Source organism: Verrucomicrobium sp. BvORR106 (genome assembly GCF_000739655.1).
Lineage (GTDB): Bacteria > Verrucomicrobiota > Verrucomicrobiia > Verrucomicrobiales > Verrucomicrobiaceae > Verrucomicrobium.
Window position 1 is genome coordinate 1 of sequence record NZ_BATR01000122.1, and the last position, 16,090, is coordinate 16,090.

Genomic DNA, 16,090 nt, shown 5'->3' on the forward strand with positions numbered 1-16,090 from the left:
TCCGCGCCTACACGGTGCCCAGCAGCGGTGGCCGGGACAATCGAGGCCGGTTGCTGGCAGCACAGACGCGCCTGACCGGGCGCAGCGTGGACGTGGTGGCAGAGGCCATCACCTGGACCTCTGACAGCCGCCAAGCCAGCTACGCTGCCACGCGGCTGACTGCGAATGATGGCACGGGCACGGCCACCTGGCAGGATGCAAGAAACTACCAGTACAGCACGCAGCGGCGGCAGCTGGTGAGTGAAAGCTGGGTGCCTGGTGATGGCCAGGCGGGCAAGTCGCAGGGACATGAGCATGATTTCGGCCTGGCAGGGGGACTGGGCATTTACACCGGGCGTGAGACGCCTGCCCCCACCGGCAGCACAGGCAGCCAGCTCTTCGTGGTAAACGACGCCGGGATGGCAGGTGGGACGGGAATTGATGCCTTCGGCCGTGTGACCCGTGAAGTGAGCGGCTTCGAAAACCTGGGTCTCACCGCCCAGGGTACCGCCAAAGGTGCCAAAAGCGTTGAGCTCACCGTGAACACCAACAGCCAGTTGAGCGAAGTGCAGTTCCCGGCGGCCACCCGCTTCTTGAGCGGTGCCTGGAGCCGACAACTATGGCTGCCGGCAGGCGGGTACAACCTGCTGGCTAAAGGAAATCACCCCAGCGGGCAGTTCAGTGCGCAGGCCTCGGCGTCTTTTGACATTGGGGTGAGGCACTTTGGCGTGGAGTCCGTCCATGATGACAACGGGAATGTGACCTACAGGCACGTCGCGGGTGGCATTGCGCAGAATGGACGATCTCAGTCGCTGACCTGGGATGGTCTGGGACGCCTGGTGAAGGTGGTGCAGGAGGAGTTTGGGGGCTTTGGCTTTGAATGGACAGCCACCTACGACGGGCTGAGCCGACGCCTGCAAACCACCTATGTGGCTAAGCGGGAAAACCTGTATCGAACCGCGGAGCAAGTGATCGAGCGCTCGTGGTATGATCCTTTGGTGGAGTTCCTGGAGGTGGGTATCGAGGTGACGCGTGGCGGTGGCGGCACAGCGCAGTCCGAACGCTGGTGGAAAGTTCATGGACCGGACTTGAACGGCGGCTACGGCGGCTTGGGGGGCATCGGAGGGCTGGAAGCTCTGGTGAATGAGGCCACCGGCCAGGCTACAGGCACAACGGACGACTTCAATGGTCATATCGTCGGCTTCGCGAAGGCTGCCAGCCTAAGTGCGGCCGGAGCTGGATCGGTCGTGTATGAGTGGAATGACGCCCGGTTTGGAGGGTATGGCCCGCTCTCGGGCGGTTGGAGCGCTTCTGTATCGGAAGGGGCAGCTGTGTGGCGGACCTTTGGCTGGCGCGGAAGGAGACTGGATGCCACCGGGTACGTGCATCTGGGGGCAAGGTACTATGAGCCCAACAGCGGTAGGTTCCTTTCGCCAGACCCTCTGGGACATGGGGCCAGCATGTCATTATACGACTACGCCAATGGCGACCCCGTCGGCTTTGTGGATCCAAGCGGCAGAAGCGCTCTGGACATTTGGAGCTCTTCCATCACTGCGAACTCGTCAATTCTGGGATTTGAACAACCTACAGGCTCAATCGCCGGCAAACGACCGCTGGATTTGGATCCAGCCTACTGGGGTAACCAGGCCGCGCCCACGACTGCGGCCCAGTCAACGTTCTCAAACATCTACCAGTACAGTCCGACTGCGCGGAATGTCTATGACTATGCCAAAGAGAACGGGTATCAGAATTTGTCCTTTGACTACTCAAAGGCCGGTGGTGCCCAACCCGGTATGGCGTTTGACGGATCAAATAAGAACACGAGCAACCGGTATCTAATCTTCCCCAATGATGTCACAGACCCTGCCTTCAACTACACACCCTACCATGAGGCGGGACATGTCGTGCAGCGTGGATATCGAAACGCGGAACTGAATGCGGGCATGAACTACACCAAGCCCAATCCCTATCTCATGGGAGTGATCAACGACATCAGGTACGCATCTGATGGGAACGAGATGGCGAGCGAGCTGGAGATGCGCAGGCTGACCAACCGCATAGCTGTGGAAGTGTACGTGAACTCGGGCGGGCGGGTGATGCTCCCGCTTCTGACCCACTATGGCAGCACCAAACTGGCCCCTGGCACAGAATTTGGTCGTGGGACTTCCCCTGGGACATTCCTGAAAGGGTATCCTGCTCTGCCTTCGGCAGTGCAGCAGGATGCAGCAAGATATAATGCGCAATCTGGCAAACAGTGGTACTATGGCCAGGACTTGGGAGGATGGGCATCGAAGACGTTTCCACCTTCGACGGGCTCCTCCGGGCACCCGGCATCTCCACCACCCTCCCCGCCTTCAACTCCTCCGGCCGCCCCTAAGCCACTTACGCTCACTCCATTGCTTTGATTGATTGGATATGAAAAAGTTAGCTGTGATCATCACTTGCGCAGGGTTTGTGATTGCCGCCGCTCCCGGTGACGTGGTGGCGGACCCTAAGACGCCGCCATCGAACCTGAGAAGCTCAAGAACCGCTGAGACTGATCCTCTGCTGCTGAAATCGGTGTTGAAGCAGGTGGAGATCCCTCAGTCGAAAAAGAAGCCTGCACAGAAGCTGCATATCAAGATGGAGAACGTGGAACTGATTCTCGACGCGGACCCCTTCTTCGAGATCATTGGCAAAGAGGAGGGGGCATCGGCCTCTGGAACCTGGAAGCTGTTTTTTGACAGTGTCAATGCCAGAAGAACGGGGGACATCGTATGCTCGATCAAAGAGGACTCCATCGCGCATGACTTCGCCAAATACCGTCTATACACCGAAAACTCGACCCAGGAGATTGACGAGGGCAATAGCCTTATTGTCGCGCTGTTCGAATCGCTGGAAATGAACCCGTCCATTCTGGTCGGAATAACGGACCTGTTGCACAAAGACAAAGATAAATCCGGTATTCCACTCATCGTGGGTAGCTGGAAGGTGCCCAAGAACTTCGACCACGGGGACTTTGGCCGGTGCCTGATCTGGGACGGCAGGATCCTCACCAACGTCTATTTGGGGCACAAAGGGTAAACTCTTCGACGAAAAAATGGTGAAGAGTAAGGCTAGGTGGCGAGACGTCTCACCCAGGCCACATAGTCCCTTTTACTAGCGTCTGTCTTCCTCATCCTCGTCCTCCAGCTCCCTCAGTTCATCATCGGCTTCCTCGACACCGGCATTCACGAGATCTTGCGTTGCGGCGAACTCGTCTTCCAGCGGTGGTTTGCCGACACGATGGCCGAGGTCTGCACCCAGGCCACTCCAGCTTTCTTCACGGCTGGGATCGCTGTCCTCGTGCTCCTCCGTGTCTGGGATGACATCGCTCTCGTCGGGAGGGAGGACGTCTTCCGTGTTCAGGTCATCGATGATGGCGTCGGCGGTGAGCTCGGGATCTTCGGAGGCGGACGGGGCTGGTTGGTTCGAATTCATGAGTGGTCGCAGTTGAGTTGATGAGGATGGTCGGATCGGAGTCCGGAAAGGGATAAAAGGACAAATTGACCTTCAACAGGAGATCGTGCAGCGGGTCGGGCCCGGTTGGATGGTTCACCCGGATTGCCAGGGGCACATTGGGAGGTTGAACGCGAGAAGTGAGCCTGGCTGGCGTTTTCATAGCATGGGCAGAGTCTGTTCCGTACTGGTGCTGCTTTTTCTGGCGGGGATGGCGATGGCCGAGGACTGGCCGCAGTGGCGTGGACTGCATCGGGATGGCACATCGGCAGAAGTAGCGGAGCTGCCAGAGTTTCCTGCGGAAGGGCTTCCGGTGTTGTGGAGAGCGCAAGTCGGTGCGGGCTGGTCGACGCCGGTCGTGCTGAGTGACAAGGTCTATGTGTTCGACGCGAGACTGGAGCGCCCGAGGGCGTGGGAACGTCTGACCTGTCGGGATGCAGAGTCTGGCAAGGTGCTCTGGCAGGTGGAGACGGAGGTGGCTTACCCCGAATTCTGCTTCGTAGCGGGTCAGGAAAATGGGCCCACCTCAACGCCGGTGATATCGGCGGAGAACATCTATACGCTGGGGCAAAAGGGGCAGGTTTGTTGTCGCAACACCACAACGGGAGCGCTGGTCTGGCAGCGCGACTTCCAGGCTGACTACGGGATGAAAGAGTTTACTGGGAATGGCTCAGCTCTGGTAGAGGATGAGTTCCTGATCATCACCATGACGGGAACGAAGGGCGCTTGCGTGATCGGCTTGGACAGGCGCACGGGGTTGGAGAGGTGGCGGGCGTTGGACGAAGCGATGTCGAACAGTTCACCCGTCATGGCGGGGACAGGCGACCGGCGTCAACTGGTGGTCTGGACTCAGCAATCCGTATCGGCGCTGGACGTGACCACTGGCATTGTCCTGTGGAGCGAGCGATTGCTGACCAGCTCAGACAACGCGGTGGCCACACCGGTGAGTGATGGCGAGCTTCTCCTGGTGGGCGGGCTGATGTTCCGGCTTGGCGCCAACATACCCGGGGCCCAGATCCTCTGGCCGGAGAGCCGGGCGGTCTCGCAGCGCGTGCTGAGCAACACCTCCACGGCATGGCTCACTGGAGGTCACGTGTACTCCGCGAGGTTGAAAGGAGAGTTCGTGTGCCTGAATGCCGCCACGGGGCAGGAAGTCTGGAAGACGGACAAAGTGACCGCCAGCAAGCAAGGGGCGACGGTGCAAATCATCGGCTCCTCTTCTTCCCGGAATGGTGAGGCGCTGCTCTACAACGACCAAGGGGAACTGATCCTGGCGAGGTTGTCGCCTGCTGGGTACGAGGAAAGGAGTCGCGCCAAGGTGCTGGAGCCCGACCAGCCCTTTGGGGGTAACAAAGTCAACTGGTCTGCCCCGGCGCTGGCAGGGGGAAGGGTGTTTGTGAGGAACCAGCGGGAGCTGGATTGCGTACGGGTGGGGAAGTGAGGGGAGACTGAATTTTGACGAAGTGCGAAGGCGTGAAGGACGCGATGCCTGCAGGTTCAATGTGATTGAAGGATGCAACTATCCGATGGGTTCCAGAGAAGGAATTTTTTCGGCTTATCGATTGCCCGATGAGCATTGTCATGTATGGCAAAATCCCAATGGAAACTCTGTTGGATCTGGGAAGAGAGTATCAAAATCGCTTCGCGGCACTGGCTCCCTATCGGGATGCGGTGTGGAAAGTGCTGGTGAAAGGTTTTTTCCAGAACTACATCGAGACCAATGCCACGGTCTTGGATCTGGGAGCGGGGTGGGGAGAGTTCACTCGTAACATCCAGGCGGGACGCCGGATCGCAATGGACCTGAATCCTGATATGCCGGCAAGAGTAGGCCCGGGGGTGGAGACGATCCTGCAAGACTGCTCTCAAACGTGGCAACTGCCGGACAACTCAGTGGATGTGATCTTCACGAGTAACTTCTTCGAGCATCTACTGACGAAGGATGCGTTGCGTCGCACGCTCATGGAGGGGCTGCGTTGCCTGAAACCCGGGGGACGAATCATCGCCTTGGGGCCCAACATCCGGGTGCTGCACGGGACCTACTGGGACTTTTGGGATCATTACCTCGCACTGAGTGACCGGGCCATGACGGAGGTGCTCACCCTGACAGGGTACTCCGTGGAGCGAGCGGTGCCGCGCTTCCTGCCGTACTCCATGTCGCTCGGTCTCACTCCGCCCGTCGCACTGGTGGGGCTGTACCTGAAGTTGCCGTTTCTCTGGCGCTTTTTTGGCAAGCAGTTTCTAGTGGTGGCTCGCAAGCCTTTCGCGTGAGTCGCCTTTTTGGAGGAGGCGCGGCGTGTCCGATTTCGGAGGACCGGGTACTGCACGTCAGGTGCGTCATCATGCCTCCTGAGTCTACCGAGGAGCGTGCCCAGGGCGTTTCGCCCGTGTATCAAGCCGGGCTCTGGCTTTGAGGTACGAGGGACCCGTCAGAGGAGTGCCATCGTCGCCTTTAACGATAAAGACGGACCACTGATCATCTCCAGGTGGGTAGGTCTCGATGAGGTCGTGCCCGCCCGGTTTGATCTGCTGAACTCGGGTAGGCCAATGCGGTGGGCGGATCTTGGGGGGATCGGTAGCGCCGAGGCCGCACATCATGCTGATGAGCAAGACGATGGCCACGCTGGACAGGAGGCGTCGACGTGAGGCGAAAAGGGTCGCCAGAGCCAGTATCACCAGAGCATAGGGGATGACATAGTAGCGATCTCCCCCGAGCCAGGCCCGGCTCGAGCCGAAGGTGCGAGCATATCCCGCTGCGGCGAACAGGGAGGCAAAGAACAGCATCCAAAGCAGACGTGAAGGTCCCCGCGGATGGCCCTTCCAGTGGAAAAGTGCGCTGGCAAAGAGTAGTGAAAGCCCAGCCGCTAGAATCATTCCCCACACGAGAAACTGAGTGGGTGTGAAGGGCAGGCTTCTCCCGAACAAGCCCAAGGCAAAATCAGCCACCCACAGGAGCAAGGGACCTCGGGTGACTCCAGGGATGGCGGGCTCATGGGCACCGAAAATCAAGATGGCGATCTGGATCCCGGCAGCGACAGCTTGGGAGAGTGCCAGGGTGATCTCAAACCTGTTGCACTGAGACCAGGCCTGCCAGATCATGGCCGGCAGGGTGAGAATGGCGAAGGGGCCGGAAAGCGCGGCGACGAAGGCCATGGAGAGCAGGAGGATCTGCCCGAGAGGCGTGGTGGGCCGAGACGAGGGGTGAATGGCAAGCAACACCAGAGCCAGTCCCGTGATCCACTGAAGATTGGTGGGCGAGAACATGAGGTATCCGCCTAGTGGGGCGACTGTGAAAAAGGCAGTGACGGCGAGACGCTCTGCCCAGCCTGTCCAACTGCCGATGAAATAGAATGTCAGGCTCACCATTCCCAGCGTGACCCAGACAAAGGCGGCGGGTTGTAGATCGAGCGAGAAGCCGCCACTCGCCCAGGCAATCAGTCGGGGAAGCACATGGAGATAGCCCGCATAGGGCACAAACAGGGCACCGATGCCATGGGCGAGGTTGTCTTCGATGAAGATGGAGCCATCTTCCGCGACCAGATAGGGATCGCTGAGTTTCTGCCAATTGGCCGCAGCGAGAAGTGCGGTGGTGATTCCGACGTAGATCAACAAGGCTGCAGGGTGGTGCTCCGCCCGCTTCAGCAGGTGCCGCCATTGAGCTACCTCAAGGTAGCAGGCATCAAGCAGGGGGCGGCTGCGCAAGAGCGCTGCTGCCAGGAAGAGGGATGATGCACCCCACACCCACCATAGCCAGGTACGGGGAGCCCACGGTCTCACCAGGGAATAGGACTTCGACAAATTTCCCGAACTTCCCACAGGCGCGGGCCTCAGATTGAGGGAACCGCTGCGCAAGACGTAGGAGGCTTCCGATCCCGGTTGGGACAGCTCATGAATGGCCTGCTTCCTGTCAAAACGGCGACCATTCTGAGTGATATAGGCGTGTCGCAGATCCGCCTGCGTGAGCACGGGAAGAGCGCTCTTTTTCAGACGAAGGACGTCGCCATTCTGGCTGAAGTGTTTCGATTGGAGAGTGACGGTGGAGCGGAGCAAGCCCAGTTGCCCCAAGATCGCTGCACATGGCAGACCAAACCAAATGGCATAGATCAGCACGAGGATAATGCGAGTGCCGGATGCCCCCGGGCGCAGGGTCAACATGGAGAGCTGGGATGGGTATGAAAAAGGCACCTCTCCCCAGGAGCAGGCCGTCGAGAGGTCAATGGGTTGGGAGTTGGTCTATGGCAGGTGGCGGGGGAGCGGTCAACCGAGGGCTGATCGAGGAGTCAATTTTCTCCATCTGCATCAGGTCTGCGCTCACCCTGCAAGACGCGGCAGATGGCCTGGATGAGCTGGCGGGAACTGGTGGGTTTCTCCAGGCACCCGGCCACGCCGAGGCGGGTGCATTCATCCTTCATCTCCGGCGTCCAGTAGGCGCTCATGATGAGGACAGGCAGGGAGGGGTGAGTGCTCTTGATGAGGCTGAGGATGAACTTGCCGCTGGCCACGGGCATGCGGAGATCAGTGAGGACGACGTCGAAACCAAAGTCTGGGTCCGCCATGAGCTGCATGGCCTCCGCCGTGGAGCTGGCGGAGTGCACCTGGGCACCGGCGCGGCTCAGCACCTTGGTGACGGCCCGGAGCATGGGGAGATCATCATCGACTACCAGCAGCCGGCAGTGCAGGAGAGAGAGGCGGGATCTGTCCAGTTCAACAGGCAGGGGAAGGATGGATTTCGTGATCATGGGGTGGGGTAGAGCAGGGGGTGAAGGTCTGAGCGGAGCCGGAGGCCCGAACTTTGAGGCTGGAGGTGGCGACTTCTCGCACTCGCGGCAAGGCGATCGTAAAGGTCGTTCCTTCCCCCAGAATACTGTGGCACGTGAGTTCACCGTCGTGTTCGGCAATGATCTGCTGGGCAAGTGCGAGCCCCAGCCCGGTGCCTCGGGCTTTGGTGGTGAAGAACGGGGTGAAGATCTGGGACAGATCCTCCGGACGGATGCCGCACCCGGTGTCTGACAGCTGGATCAAAGAACGGTCCTCTTCCTGAAGAGTAGTCACACTCAGCACCCCGCCCTGCGGCATGGCATCACGGGCATTCAGGGCGAGATTCAGCAAGACCTGCCAGAGCTGGACTACGTCGATGTTCACCGTGTGCAGGGTCGGGTCATAGGTCTTCACCATGCGTACGTGAGCGGCCCCTAGCTCCGGCAGCAGCAGGGCGAGCTTCTCGTCCAGGAAAGGGTGGAGAGCCTGGGGTGTAGGCACTACCTTGGGCAGGCGGGCAAACCCAAGGTAGTCCTGCATGACCTTCTCCACCCTCTCCACCTCACTGCGGATCTGGTCCACCAGAGACAAGGCTTCCTCCTGATCATGAGGTAGTGAGGAGGGCATGGCGCGCGCGAGTTCGATCACCTCGCATGCCAGGAGGTCAAGGTTTAGGGAAATAGATCCCATGGGGTTGCGGACTTCGTGCGCCATCTGGGCTGCCATGGCACCCACCTGGGCCAGGCGTTCCGCCCGGAGCCTCGCCAGGTCCGCATCGTGACGGCGCGTCATTTCCTCCCTGAGTTGACTGGTTCTCAGGCGCACCCGCCGTTCCAGGGAGTTCATCACGTCATGCAGGGCAGAGAGCAGCAGGGCCACCATGAGGAACACGGTCAGAAACATGAGCGCATTCCACAGCAGGCTGGACTGTCGGGCGTGAATGCCGCCGATCCCCGCTTCCGCGGCCAGCCAGGTGCATGCGGAGAGCAGGCAGAAGACCATGCCGAGCTTCCGCCCCGCCACCCATGCCACCAGAGACACTGGCAGCAGGTAGAGCGCCACCACCTGACACTCCTGGCCGGTGAAGTAGTCCAGCGCCCCGATGGCCGCAGTAAGGGCTGACGCCAGGGTGATCGCAGCTGCCCGATGCTTGAGAACCATTTTCGCCACTTCCATGACTGAGAGGAGACTGCCACAGAAACGGAGTTTGGACCGTCCGGTGGAGCCCATCTTGGATAGGCGCTTTGCCTAGGACGGAGGCCTTTTTTTTGGGGGGGTCTTCCCAATCAGTTTGTCGATTGATTGAGTGTTCTGTCGACGAATGTGATTTCGCTGAGTATCGCGGTGGTATAGAGTTTCTTTCGCATGAGCAACATGGCCCCGCCTTTCGAGTTCGCCCTGAGTCTGCTTGTTGGCAAGCCGCTCTGGGGAATCATTGCTGGCTGGGGAACAGGTTCCCACGTTAGCATGCACTTCGGTCAGAAGCTGAGGCTGAGCAAGCCGATCCAGAACCTGCACCTCTCAGAGGACTGTAGAATGTTTTCTGGCGAGTATGGACTCTTTCTCCAAGGGGTAGCATGGCGTGTCCTTCATGCTGGGGTGGTTATTTGTGACTTCAACAGTGACAATCGGACTGGGTGTGAAATGCAGGAAGGGCTGGGCTGGTTGAAGGACAAATTTGTGGTGTCTGTCCTCGTGGATCCGGCCGACTGGGCATTCAAGATTGAGTTTGAAAAGGATCTCGTGCTCCACGGCGCAGCGGCTCTGGCGTTCGATGATGTGCCAGAGCGTCGCTTCGACTTCTTCATGCCAGGCTTTGTGTATTCTGTGGATGAAGAAGGGAGTCTGGCGGTGGCGACGCGCTGCCACCAGGTATGAATGAAGTTGGGTGCGAGCTTTCGGTCTGCCTGACGAATCGCGAAATCGCCTCACTGGCGTTTGTCCCTAGAGACGATGGAGGTGATTTGCATCAAGGGTTCGAGGCAAGTTTGTTGACCGGGGGTGAAGATGAGGTGGGGTGAAAATTTCATGAACCCTGCGTTGAGCCTGAGTTTTTTGCCGATCCCTGACCTCTTTCGTGCCGCTGGCGGCTGGACCTGTGCACGGGTGGCGACCACTTATTCACATGTTCGCGTCGCCGGGTTCCGCCAGAACGGTGCGCCGCTTGTGAGACTGTCTGAGACCGCCCGGGGTTGTGCGGCATCTTTTCGAGCTTCCAGCCCACAGCAACACTTGCACGTGGCTGCCGCATGGCGTACCTGATGCTCTACCGGAGCCATGCTTTTTCATCCCATGCAAGAGTTTAAACCTGAAGTCATCGAAGCCCTGCTGAAGCTCCCCGGTCTGGTGGGCTGGCAGGTACGCCTCTGCGAGGCCGCGCTCTACGGTGACGACTACTCGGAGTATGATCTGGCGGACCTCATCCAGTCCCGCTGGCGGGAGCTCATGGAGCGGGGTGCGGTGTGAAGAAGTGAGGCGAGAACAGTCCGCATTTATGGCTCGGCTTGAGGCCCCGCCTTCAGGGGCGCTCTGGTTGGCGTCTGCACGGGGTGTGATCTCGATCTCTGTCGCGTCTCTATGGAGTGCCCAGAGGGATGCCCCATAGAGTGGCATGATGAGTGTTACCGCGAACTCGGTTCCTCTCACCGCCGTCGTGCCACCATGCAGGATGACTGGGTAGATTTCTCCAAATGCATTTCCAGTGGTAGGACTGTTTTCGGAAGTTTGACCTACGGTGGGTGTTGCATGAATTCGAAGCTTCTTCACACCAGCCAGCGCAATTGCAAAGACGTGGGGATCGCCTAAGGTGGACCCATCCGTTGCATGCTGAATTTGTTTCGCCGCTTTTTCCAGGCCACAGGTAACAGACCATCTGTAGATGCGCTCTGTTGCGATGAGGTTGGTCGTCCGGTGCTGGACAGGGATGACGAGTGGTGGCTGGAGGTGAATGGTGAGCGGATCGCGCTCCTGAGAGATCGCCGATCTGTGGAAATGTTTTGGAGCAGTTTTCTGGTTGTGCCAGTCACGGAGAATCCCGTCTGGCTGCGACAGCTGGGAGAACGGGATTTCTGGCTGAGCCTGACTCCGGAAAACTGCACTTTCCGCAATCGTAGCCGTGATGTGGTTTCTTCTCACCCCTTTGCTGCACAAAATCCTTTCGTGGTGCCTGGGAGAGTGCTGATGCGCAGACTTTAGGTGGGCTTTGGTTTGTGCAGGTCAGTAACGATTCTTGTTGGACGTGGGGTGAAACTTTGGATGAAGGACCACAATCCCATCCGATGAGTAGCCCTCTCCCAAGCGGCCGGGAGAGGTGGAATGCGAGCTGCCTCCACCCGGTCTACGGCGCTCTGCCCAGGCCAGCACCCACGTCCGCTGCAGAGGTGCCAGTGACCAGCCCCGTGAAGGTGCCAGAGGCAATGAGTCGCGCCTGGAGGATCATAGGATTGACGGGCTGCCCAGAAGCAGCCAGGCGCTGGCTCCAGAGGGCGGCGAGACCGGCGACGTGCGGGGTGGCCATGCTGGTGCCGCTGATGGTATTCATGCCTCCGTTGAGCCAGGCAGAGTTCACGGCCACGCCGGGTCCGGCGAGGGTGGCGCCCGTGTTCGAGAAGGGGGCTACGCGAAGACCGGTGGGGGATTGGCCCAAGGCACCGATCCCGATGATGCCGGGGGCGGCGGCGGGCGGGGAGAGGTTGATGGTGTAGGGAGTTGGCAGCGTGCGCTCGCTCTCGTTCCCGGTGGCTGCCACCACCGTCACCCCTAGGCCAAACGCGGCCCTGGCGGCGAAGAAGGACGCGAGTTTCTCAAAAAGCATCACATTGGCCCGGTAGGCCTCCAATGCCATGGAGGTAGCAGGCTCTACGGCCAGTCCCTGGCTCACCACTTGCTGTACGAAGCCTGGGAAATCGATCCCCAGGGACATGGAAATAACCGTCGCGCCCTCGTCAGCCGCCCACTGCATGGCCAGCGCCAGGACATCGCTCCCGCCACCAGAGGGGCCTCCGAGCACCTTGCCAATGACCGCCTGGGTAATGCCCGGTGCCACGCTGAAGCGAAGGTTGTTTAGCGGACGGCCGAAGATGGTGCCTGCGCAGTGGGTGCCGTGGCCGTTGTCGTCCTCCACGCTGCCTGCACCGGTGAAGTCCCGGGTGGTGAGGTTCACTCCGGCGAAGGCGGGGTGGTCCTGGTCGATTCCCGTGTCCAGGACGGCGACCTTCACGCCGGTACCGTTGAATTGGGAAACATCGGCACCGATGGCGTTTACTCCCCAGGTGGTGTTGGCCGCAGCGGGATCGGCGGTGAATCCCGGACCCGCGTCACGGGGCTCAATGAGTTTCAGTGGCATTACCGGTGCTCCCACCACCACATCGGGATCGCGATTGATGTCCCGTATTTCCGCCTCGGTGACTCCCGAGGCGGTTTCCAGAGTCATGCCAGCACTGGCGGCGGCCATGCTGACGGCTGCTTCTAGTCCGGGGGTGGCGAGTGGGCCGGTGATGGGATCCCTCGTGGCGCGGAGAGAGGGGACACGGAGGATCGTTATGGAGTGTTTCATAGGATGAGATGGTGGTGGGTGTGGGAAGGAGGCAGATCAGAATTGCAGCGACAACAGAGGTTCCATGAAACAACTGATGAGTTGGCGGAGGCGCCGAATTGCCCCGTGTCGCGAACGTGGACATCCCTTGCCGATGGATGTGCGGTCGGTGAAAGTGAAACCTTCCCGAGAAGGTTTGAAAGGAGGCGGCCGTGAAGTCAGGCGACTGTCCCAGGTGCAGAACGCAGGATCAACTTAACAAGAAGGGTGGATTGAGCTCGCGGATGGCTCCAGCCTGGATGTTGGCCAAGGCATCGCGCGGTGCAGCAAGATTCGGTGTTCCTGAAGTCGTGAATAAAGGTCGCTCAGCCGCTGGCGACGTCAAGTGATTGCGTGGCGCAAAGAAAGCGCCGAAATTATTAGTGTACGGAGAAAAACAGGGCTCCAGGGAGATGCTCTGCCTGGGAATGCCTGACTGAATTGATGAGTCCCCGGAGTTGCTCTGCTTCCGTCTTGAAGCTTCATTGGGCTGCGTGCACGCTGACCGTGATTTTCCGATGACCTTCACCCATCTTGAGAGTTCAGAAGCCGACGACTTTGAGGCGGAGCAAGTGCTCCATAGCCTGATGCTGGGCGGGGATGAGATGGCGCTGAAGGCGGCTTGCTGGGCGATTCTCACGGCGGAGTGCTTCCCGCCCCGACTGGGGGCTGCCTACGCGGCCGTACAGCAGGTAAGTGCACACCCTGGCTGGAGGGATGAGTTCTGGAGCCGCATTCTCAGCCACGCAGGCAGCTGGACATCGGCCCAGTTGGCGAACTGGCTGAGTGGGCACTACTACTTCTCATACACAAAGCAGGATTTCGAAAAGTTCGTGGAGCTTACAGGTTCGATCGCTTCCAGCCATGATCGGCGCTGTGTCGCCGTCATGTTGTTTACCTGGCGGCGGTTGGGGGAGGATGAAGCGCGAGTCCTCCAGTTCATGGACGTGACTTCCAGATCCGGCAGCGGGGCCTCCGGAGTTGTTCATGTAGGCCCGTCGGCGGCGCCGGATAACGAGATGCTTTGAGGGTAGGGGGCGAGCGGCGTTTTTGTAACTTTCGCAATACGGATAAGCCTTGACAGGGTAAGGCAAAAGCGTATGCGTGGTTATGGTAGGTGTGAAGTTTTTGATCGCGTGTTGCCGCGTGCTGGCGGTAGTTTTGACGCTGAGTGGAAGTCTGGCTTTCGCACAAAGTGGGGTCGTGGTCGTACGGTCTCGTCCAGGCCAGCTGGATGAATTTGCGTCGGCGATGGCCTTTACCCAGATGGGGAACTACGGGGTCGTCACTCATTTCACGACGGGGCCTGGTGCCCCGGTGATCGTGGAGAACGCGACCATTGCTGGCCTGTTTGTGACCGGAGATTTGCCGGGCAGCGAACTCGCTGGAGATGACGCGGTGGCGAAGCTGAAGAAGCGCCGGGACGAGCTTGCCGATGCGACGCGTCGCTTCCCTTCTGCCCGGGCATTGCTCAACCCCGTACTGGCAGAGCTGCAGGACAGTCTCTCCCGCCTGTCCGCCGGGGAGGTGCGGCACGAAGACAAGTGGATCTCCGCCCAGCAGTATCAAGCTTTCAAAGCCAAGGGGCAGGAGCTCGCGGATCTGGGTAAGAAACGTGAAGCCAATCTCACCAGCAAGCAGAGTAATCTGGCCGCGAAGTGGTTGCTCTCCAGCCATCGGAGTTATGTGGCGGAGTTGGAACTGCATCATCGTAAGGCGCAGGGTGCGGCCAAGATAGGCGGGGGCACCGAGGCCGAGGCGGAAGCTGACAAGGGTGTATCGGCATTGCCCGGATTGCCCTTTGCGCTGCCTCCTTCGATTGTTCAGGGAGGAGTGTTGTTGCCTAAATATCGTGATGCAGAAGTGGCACTCAAGATGGGCCAGACAGACAGTGCTGCCGCGATGGTGCACGTGACCAGCGGTGAAAAGTGCGTGTCCTGCCGCCTCGCTTTCACCGTGACCCGGAACGGAGACGTCGTTCAGAATAAAGAGGAGGTTCGGGCCGCCGCCTCGTTGATCGGCCAAATGGATTACGCCGTATCCAGCTGGCTGTTGCTGGCCATCACCTCCGCGCAAACCCGGTTTGACTTCAACAAGGCGGCGGGAACGGCCTCTGAGACGGTGTCCATCCAGCGCGAGATTTCTGGAGTGGACTGTGAGCTCATCATGATGGCGGAAACCAGCAACGATGTTGGGCAGCTTTGCGCAGTGTATTGCCTGACACTCCGCTAGAACTTTTTTTGGCACATCCCCAAGGAACCCCCCTCCATGGAATACTATTACCTGAATGCCAGCGGCACCCCTGTGGGACCGATGCCCTGGAGCGCCATCCGCAGCCTCCGTGAGGCCCGGGTGATCCTGAATGAGACGCTCGTCGCAGCCGAGGGCTCAGACGAATGGGCTTCCTATATCGTCTTGATCACGCAAGGCGAGTCGCCTGTTGTTGGCTCAGTTGCCACTGGGGCGGAAGCGTCGGGCGAGTCATCGCCGGAGGCAAATGCATCGGTGCCGGGTATCCTCAAGCCTCTGCCGGTGCTCGCGCCCGTCACGCTGCCGCTTAATACGACGGCGACCGGTACCGGAACCACGGGGGGAGCATCAAAAGGGCGCAACATCCTCTTGCTCGGGATTTTTGGCGTCCTGGTACTGCTCCTGTTGGGCACGGCTGGGATTGCTGCGCTGCTTTACTTCCGGGGGGCGGCTCCCACGGCAGAAACTGAGCTTGCGAGCGATGACTCCGGTGCCAATACGCGGGGAAGGGGAGTTCCCAAGGTGGACCCACATGAATCCCGGCATCCGCGTCCCGATGGCGCTGGCGGATTGCCGTCCGGCTCCAGCGTAGCCAGCACCCCTTCGCCGACTCCGCTCGCCAGCAGCAATCCGGCTCCAGGTGGTGCGGCGGTGGTGACGCCTCCTCCAGCTGGCACCTCCGATGTTACTCCAACGTCCCCCAAGGTGGCTCCGTCGAACTATCGCGATCCTTTGGCGGAGTGGTACGACTTTGGTTACCGTCAGGGAAAGAGCGTGCTTCGGGTGCATGAGACCTTTGGGCGTCCCCCCGTAGCCACCCGCACTCAACTCTATCAGTTGCTGAAAAACCTTGATGTGGAGCCAGCCGCCGTCAAGCCGGATGCCCTGGAGATCTGCATGCGCGGGTACAGTGATGGCATCTCTGGGCTCGAGATGGTCATGACCGTGCCTGAGGGGGCGATCACCAGTATTCTGCCACAGGAGTTGCGGGGCTATCACACTTACAAAGGAGGGGGCCGCTCTCGCTGAGGAATCGGGCGACTTCGCCTCCCGAGC

The 16,090-nt window shown here is 59.8% G+C and carries 15 protein-coding genes; 10 read left to right on the top strand and 5 right to left on the bottom strand.

Annotated elements, in window-relative coordinates; translation table 11 throughout:
• Positions 1 to 2,384, top strand: a 2,384-nt coding sequence (locus BV106_RS22380; RefSeq protein WP_038168451.1) for an RHS repeat-associated core domain-containing protein, incomplete at its 5' end; no start/stop codon positions are given.
• Positions 2,385 to 2,433: 49 nt separating this feature from the next.
• Positions 2,434 to 3,042: a hypothetical protein gene (locus tag BV106_RS22385; RefSeq protein ID WP_265595960.1), complete on the top strand. Its 609-nt coding sequence runs from the start codon at positions 2,434 to 2,436 to the stop codon at positions 3,040 to 3,042.
• 75 nt (positions 3,043 to 3,117) lie between these two features.
• On the opposite strand, the gene BV106_RS22390 is transcribed toward BV106_RS22385, so the two are convergent.
• Complete coding sequence (locus tag BV106_RS22390; RefSeq protein ID WP_038168454.1) at positions 3,118 to 3,438, bottom strand: hypothetical protein; 321 nt, start codon at positions 3,436 to 3,438, stop codon at positions 3,118 to 3,120.
• A gap of 184 nt (positions 3,439 to 3,622) precedes the next feature.
• Here BV106_RS22390 and BV106_RS22395 point away from each other — a divergent pair, with 184 nt between their 5' ends.
• Together BV106_RS22395 and BV106_RS22400 are read left to right on the top strand one after the other, a co-directional pair.
• Positions 3,623 to 4,897, top strand: coding sequence for a PQQ-binding-like beta-propeller repeat protein (locus BV106_RS22395; protein ID WP_038168456.1), 1,275 nt, complete (start codon positions 3,623 to 3,625; stop codon positions 4,895 to 4,897).
• Positions 4,898 to 5,055: 158 nt separating this feature from the next.
• Entirely contained in the window at positions 5,056 to 5,724 is a 669-nt protein-coding gene (locus BV106_RS22400; RefSeq protein ID WP_038168610.1) for a class I SAM-dependent methyltransferase, read from the top strand.
• A gap of 84 nt (positions 5,725 to 5,808) precedes the next feature.
• Here BV106_RS22400 and BV106_RS22405 read toward each other — a convergent pair whose 3' ends face one another.
• The 3 genes from BV106_RS22405 to BV106_RS36065 form a co-directional block, all read right to left on the bottom strand.
• Entirely contained in the window at positions 5,809 to 7,608 is a 1,800-nt protein-coding gene (locus BV106_RS22405) for a hypothetical protein (protein ID WP_038168459.1), read from the bottom strand.
• Positions 7,609 to 7,733: 125 nt separating this feature from the next.
• On the bottom strand, positions 7,734 to 8,192 hold the full coding sequence (locus BV106_RS22410; RefSeq protein ID WP_038168467.1) for a response regulator: 459 nt from the start codon (positions 8,190 to 8,192) through the stop codon (positions 7,734 to 7,736).
• Complete coding sequence (locus BV106_RS36065; RefSeq protein ID WP_265595961.1) at positions 8,158 to 9,387, bottom strand: ATP-binding protein; 1,230 nt, start codon at positions 9,385 to 9,387, stop codon at positions 8,158 to 8,160. The genes BV106_RS22410 and BV106_RS36065 overlap by 35 nt, the downstream gene beginning before the upstream one ends.
• Before the next feature lie 198 nt (positions 9,388 to 9,585).
• Between BV106_RS36065 and BV106_RS22420 the strand changes: the two genes are divergently transcribed.
• From BV106_RS22420 to BV106_RS22425, 3 genes are all read left to right on the top strand, one after another.
• The gene (locus BV106_RS22420; protein WP_265595962.1) at positions 9,586 to 10,089 is read left to right on the top strand and encodes a hypothetical protein; all 504 of its coding nucleotides are present in this window, start codon (positions 9,586 to 9,588) and stop codon (positions 10,087 to 10,089) included.
• A 414-nt stretch (positions 10,090 to 10,503) separates the two neighbouring features.
• Positions 10,504 to 10,677 carry a hypothetical protein gene (locus BV106_RS38770; RefSeq protein WP_265595963.1) on the top strand — a complete coding sequence of 58 codons (174 nt, stop codon included), beginning with the start codon at positions 10,504 to 10,506 and terminating at the stop codon, positions 10,675 to 10,677.
• 357 nt (positions 10,678 to 11,034) lie between these two features.
• Positions 11,035 to 11,406, top strand: coding sequence for a hypothetical protein (locus tag BV106_RS22425; protein WP_265595964.1), 372 nt, complete (start codon positions 11,035 to 11,037; stop codon positions 11,404 to 11,406).
• A gap of 142 nt (positions 11,407 to 11,548) precedes the next feature.
• Here BV106_RS22425 and BV106_RS22430 read toward each other — a convergent pair whose 3' ends face one another.
• Entirely contained in the window at positions 11,549 to 12,766 is a 1,218-nt protein-coding gene (locus BV106_RS22430; RefSeq protein WP_038168471.1) for a S8 family serine peptidase, read from the bottom strand.
• 536 nt (positions 12,767 to 13,302) lie between these two features.
• Between BV106_RS22430 and BV106_RS22435 the strand changes: the two genes are divergently transcribed.
• The 3 genes from BV106_RS22435 to BV106_RS22445 all read left to right on the top strand — a co-directional run bounded on the left by BV106_RS22435 (position 13,303) and on the right by BV106_RS22445 (position 16,063).
• Positions 13,303 to 13,812, top strand: coding sequence for a hypothetical protein (locus tag BV106_RS22435; protein WP_038168474.1), 510 nt, complete (start codon positions 13,303 to 13,305; stop codon positions 13,810 to 13,812).
• A 223-nt stretch (positions 13,813 to 14,035) separates the two neighbouring features.
• Positions 14,036 to 15,016, top strand: a complete 981-nt coding sequence (locus tag BV106_RS22440) for a hypothetical protein (protein WP_038168477.1) — start codon at positions 14,036 to 14,038, stop codon at positions 15,014 to 15,016.
• Between the two features lie 36 nt (positions 15,017 to 15,052).
• Entirely contained in the window at positions 15,053 to 16,063 is a 1,011-nt protein-coding gene (locus BV106_RS22445; RefSeq protein WP_038168479.1) for a hypothetical protein, read from the top strand.
• Positions 16,064 to 16,090: the final 27 nt, after the last annotated feature.

Coding starts and splice junctions, on each gene's coding strand:
- BV106_RS22445 (WP_038168479.1), top strand. CDS start 15,053: ATGGAATACTATTACCTGAATGCCAGCGGCACCCCTGTGGGACCGATG.
- BV106_RS22400 (WP_038168610.1), top strand. CDS start 5,056: ATGGAAACTCTGTTGGATCTGGGAAGAGAGTATCAAAATCGCTTCGCG.
- BV106_RS22395 (WP_038168456.1), top strand. CDS start 3,623: ATGGGCAGAGTCTGTTCCGTACTGGTGCTGCTTTTTCTGGCGGGGATG.
- BV106_RS22430 (WP_038168471.1), bottom strand. CDS start 12,766: ATGAAACACTCCATAACGATCCTCCGTGTCCCCTCTCTCCGCGCCACG.
- BV106_RS22435 (WP_038168474.1), top strand. CDS start 13,303: ATGACCTTCACCCATCTTGAGAGTTCAGAAGCCGACGACTTTGAGGCG.
- BV106_RS22440 (WP_038168477.1), top strand. CDS start 14,036: ATGGCCTTTACCCAGATGGGGAACTACGGGGTCGTCACTCATTTCACG.
- BV106_RS22410 (WP_038168467.1), bottom strand. CDS start 8,192: ATGATCACGAAATCCATCCTTCCCCTGCCTGTTGAACTGGACAGATCC.
- BV106_RS38770 (WP_265595963.1), top strand. CDS start 10,504: ATGCAAGAGTTTAAACCTGAAGTCATCGAAGCCCTGCTGAAGCTCCCC.
- BV106_RS36065 (WP_265595961.1), bottom strand. CDS start 9,387: ATGGAAGTGGCGAAAATGGTTCTCAAGCATCGGGCAGCTGCGATCACC.
- BV106_RS22425 (WP_265595964.1), top strand. CDS start 11,035: ATGCTGAATTTGTTTCGCCGCTTTTTCCAGGCCACAGGTAACAGACCA.
- BV106_RS22405 (WP_038168459.1), bottom strand. CDS start 7,608: ATGTTGACCCTGCGCCCGGGGGCATCCGGCACTCGCATTATCCTCGTG.
- BV106_RS22390 (WP_038168454.1), bottom strand. CDS start 3,438: ATGAATTCGAACCAACCAGCCCCGTCCGCCTCCGAAGATCCCGAGCTC.
- BV106_RS22420 (WP_265595962.1), top strand. CDS start 9,586: ATGGCCCCGCCTTTCGAGTTCGCCCTGAGTCTGCTTGTTGGCAAGCCG.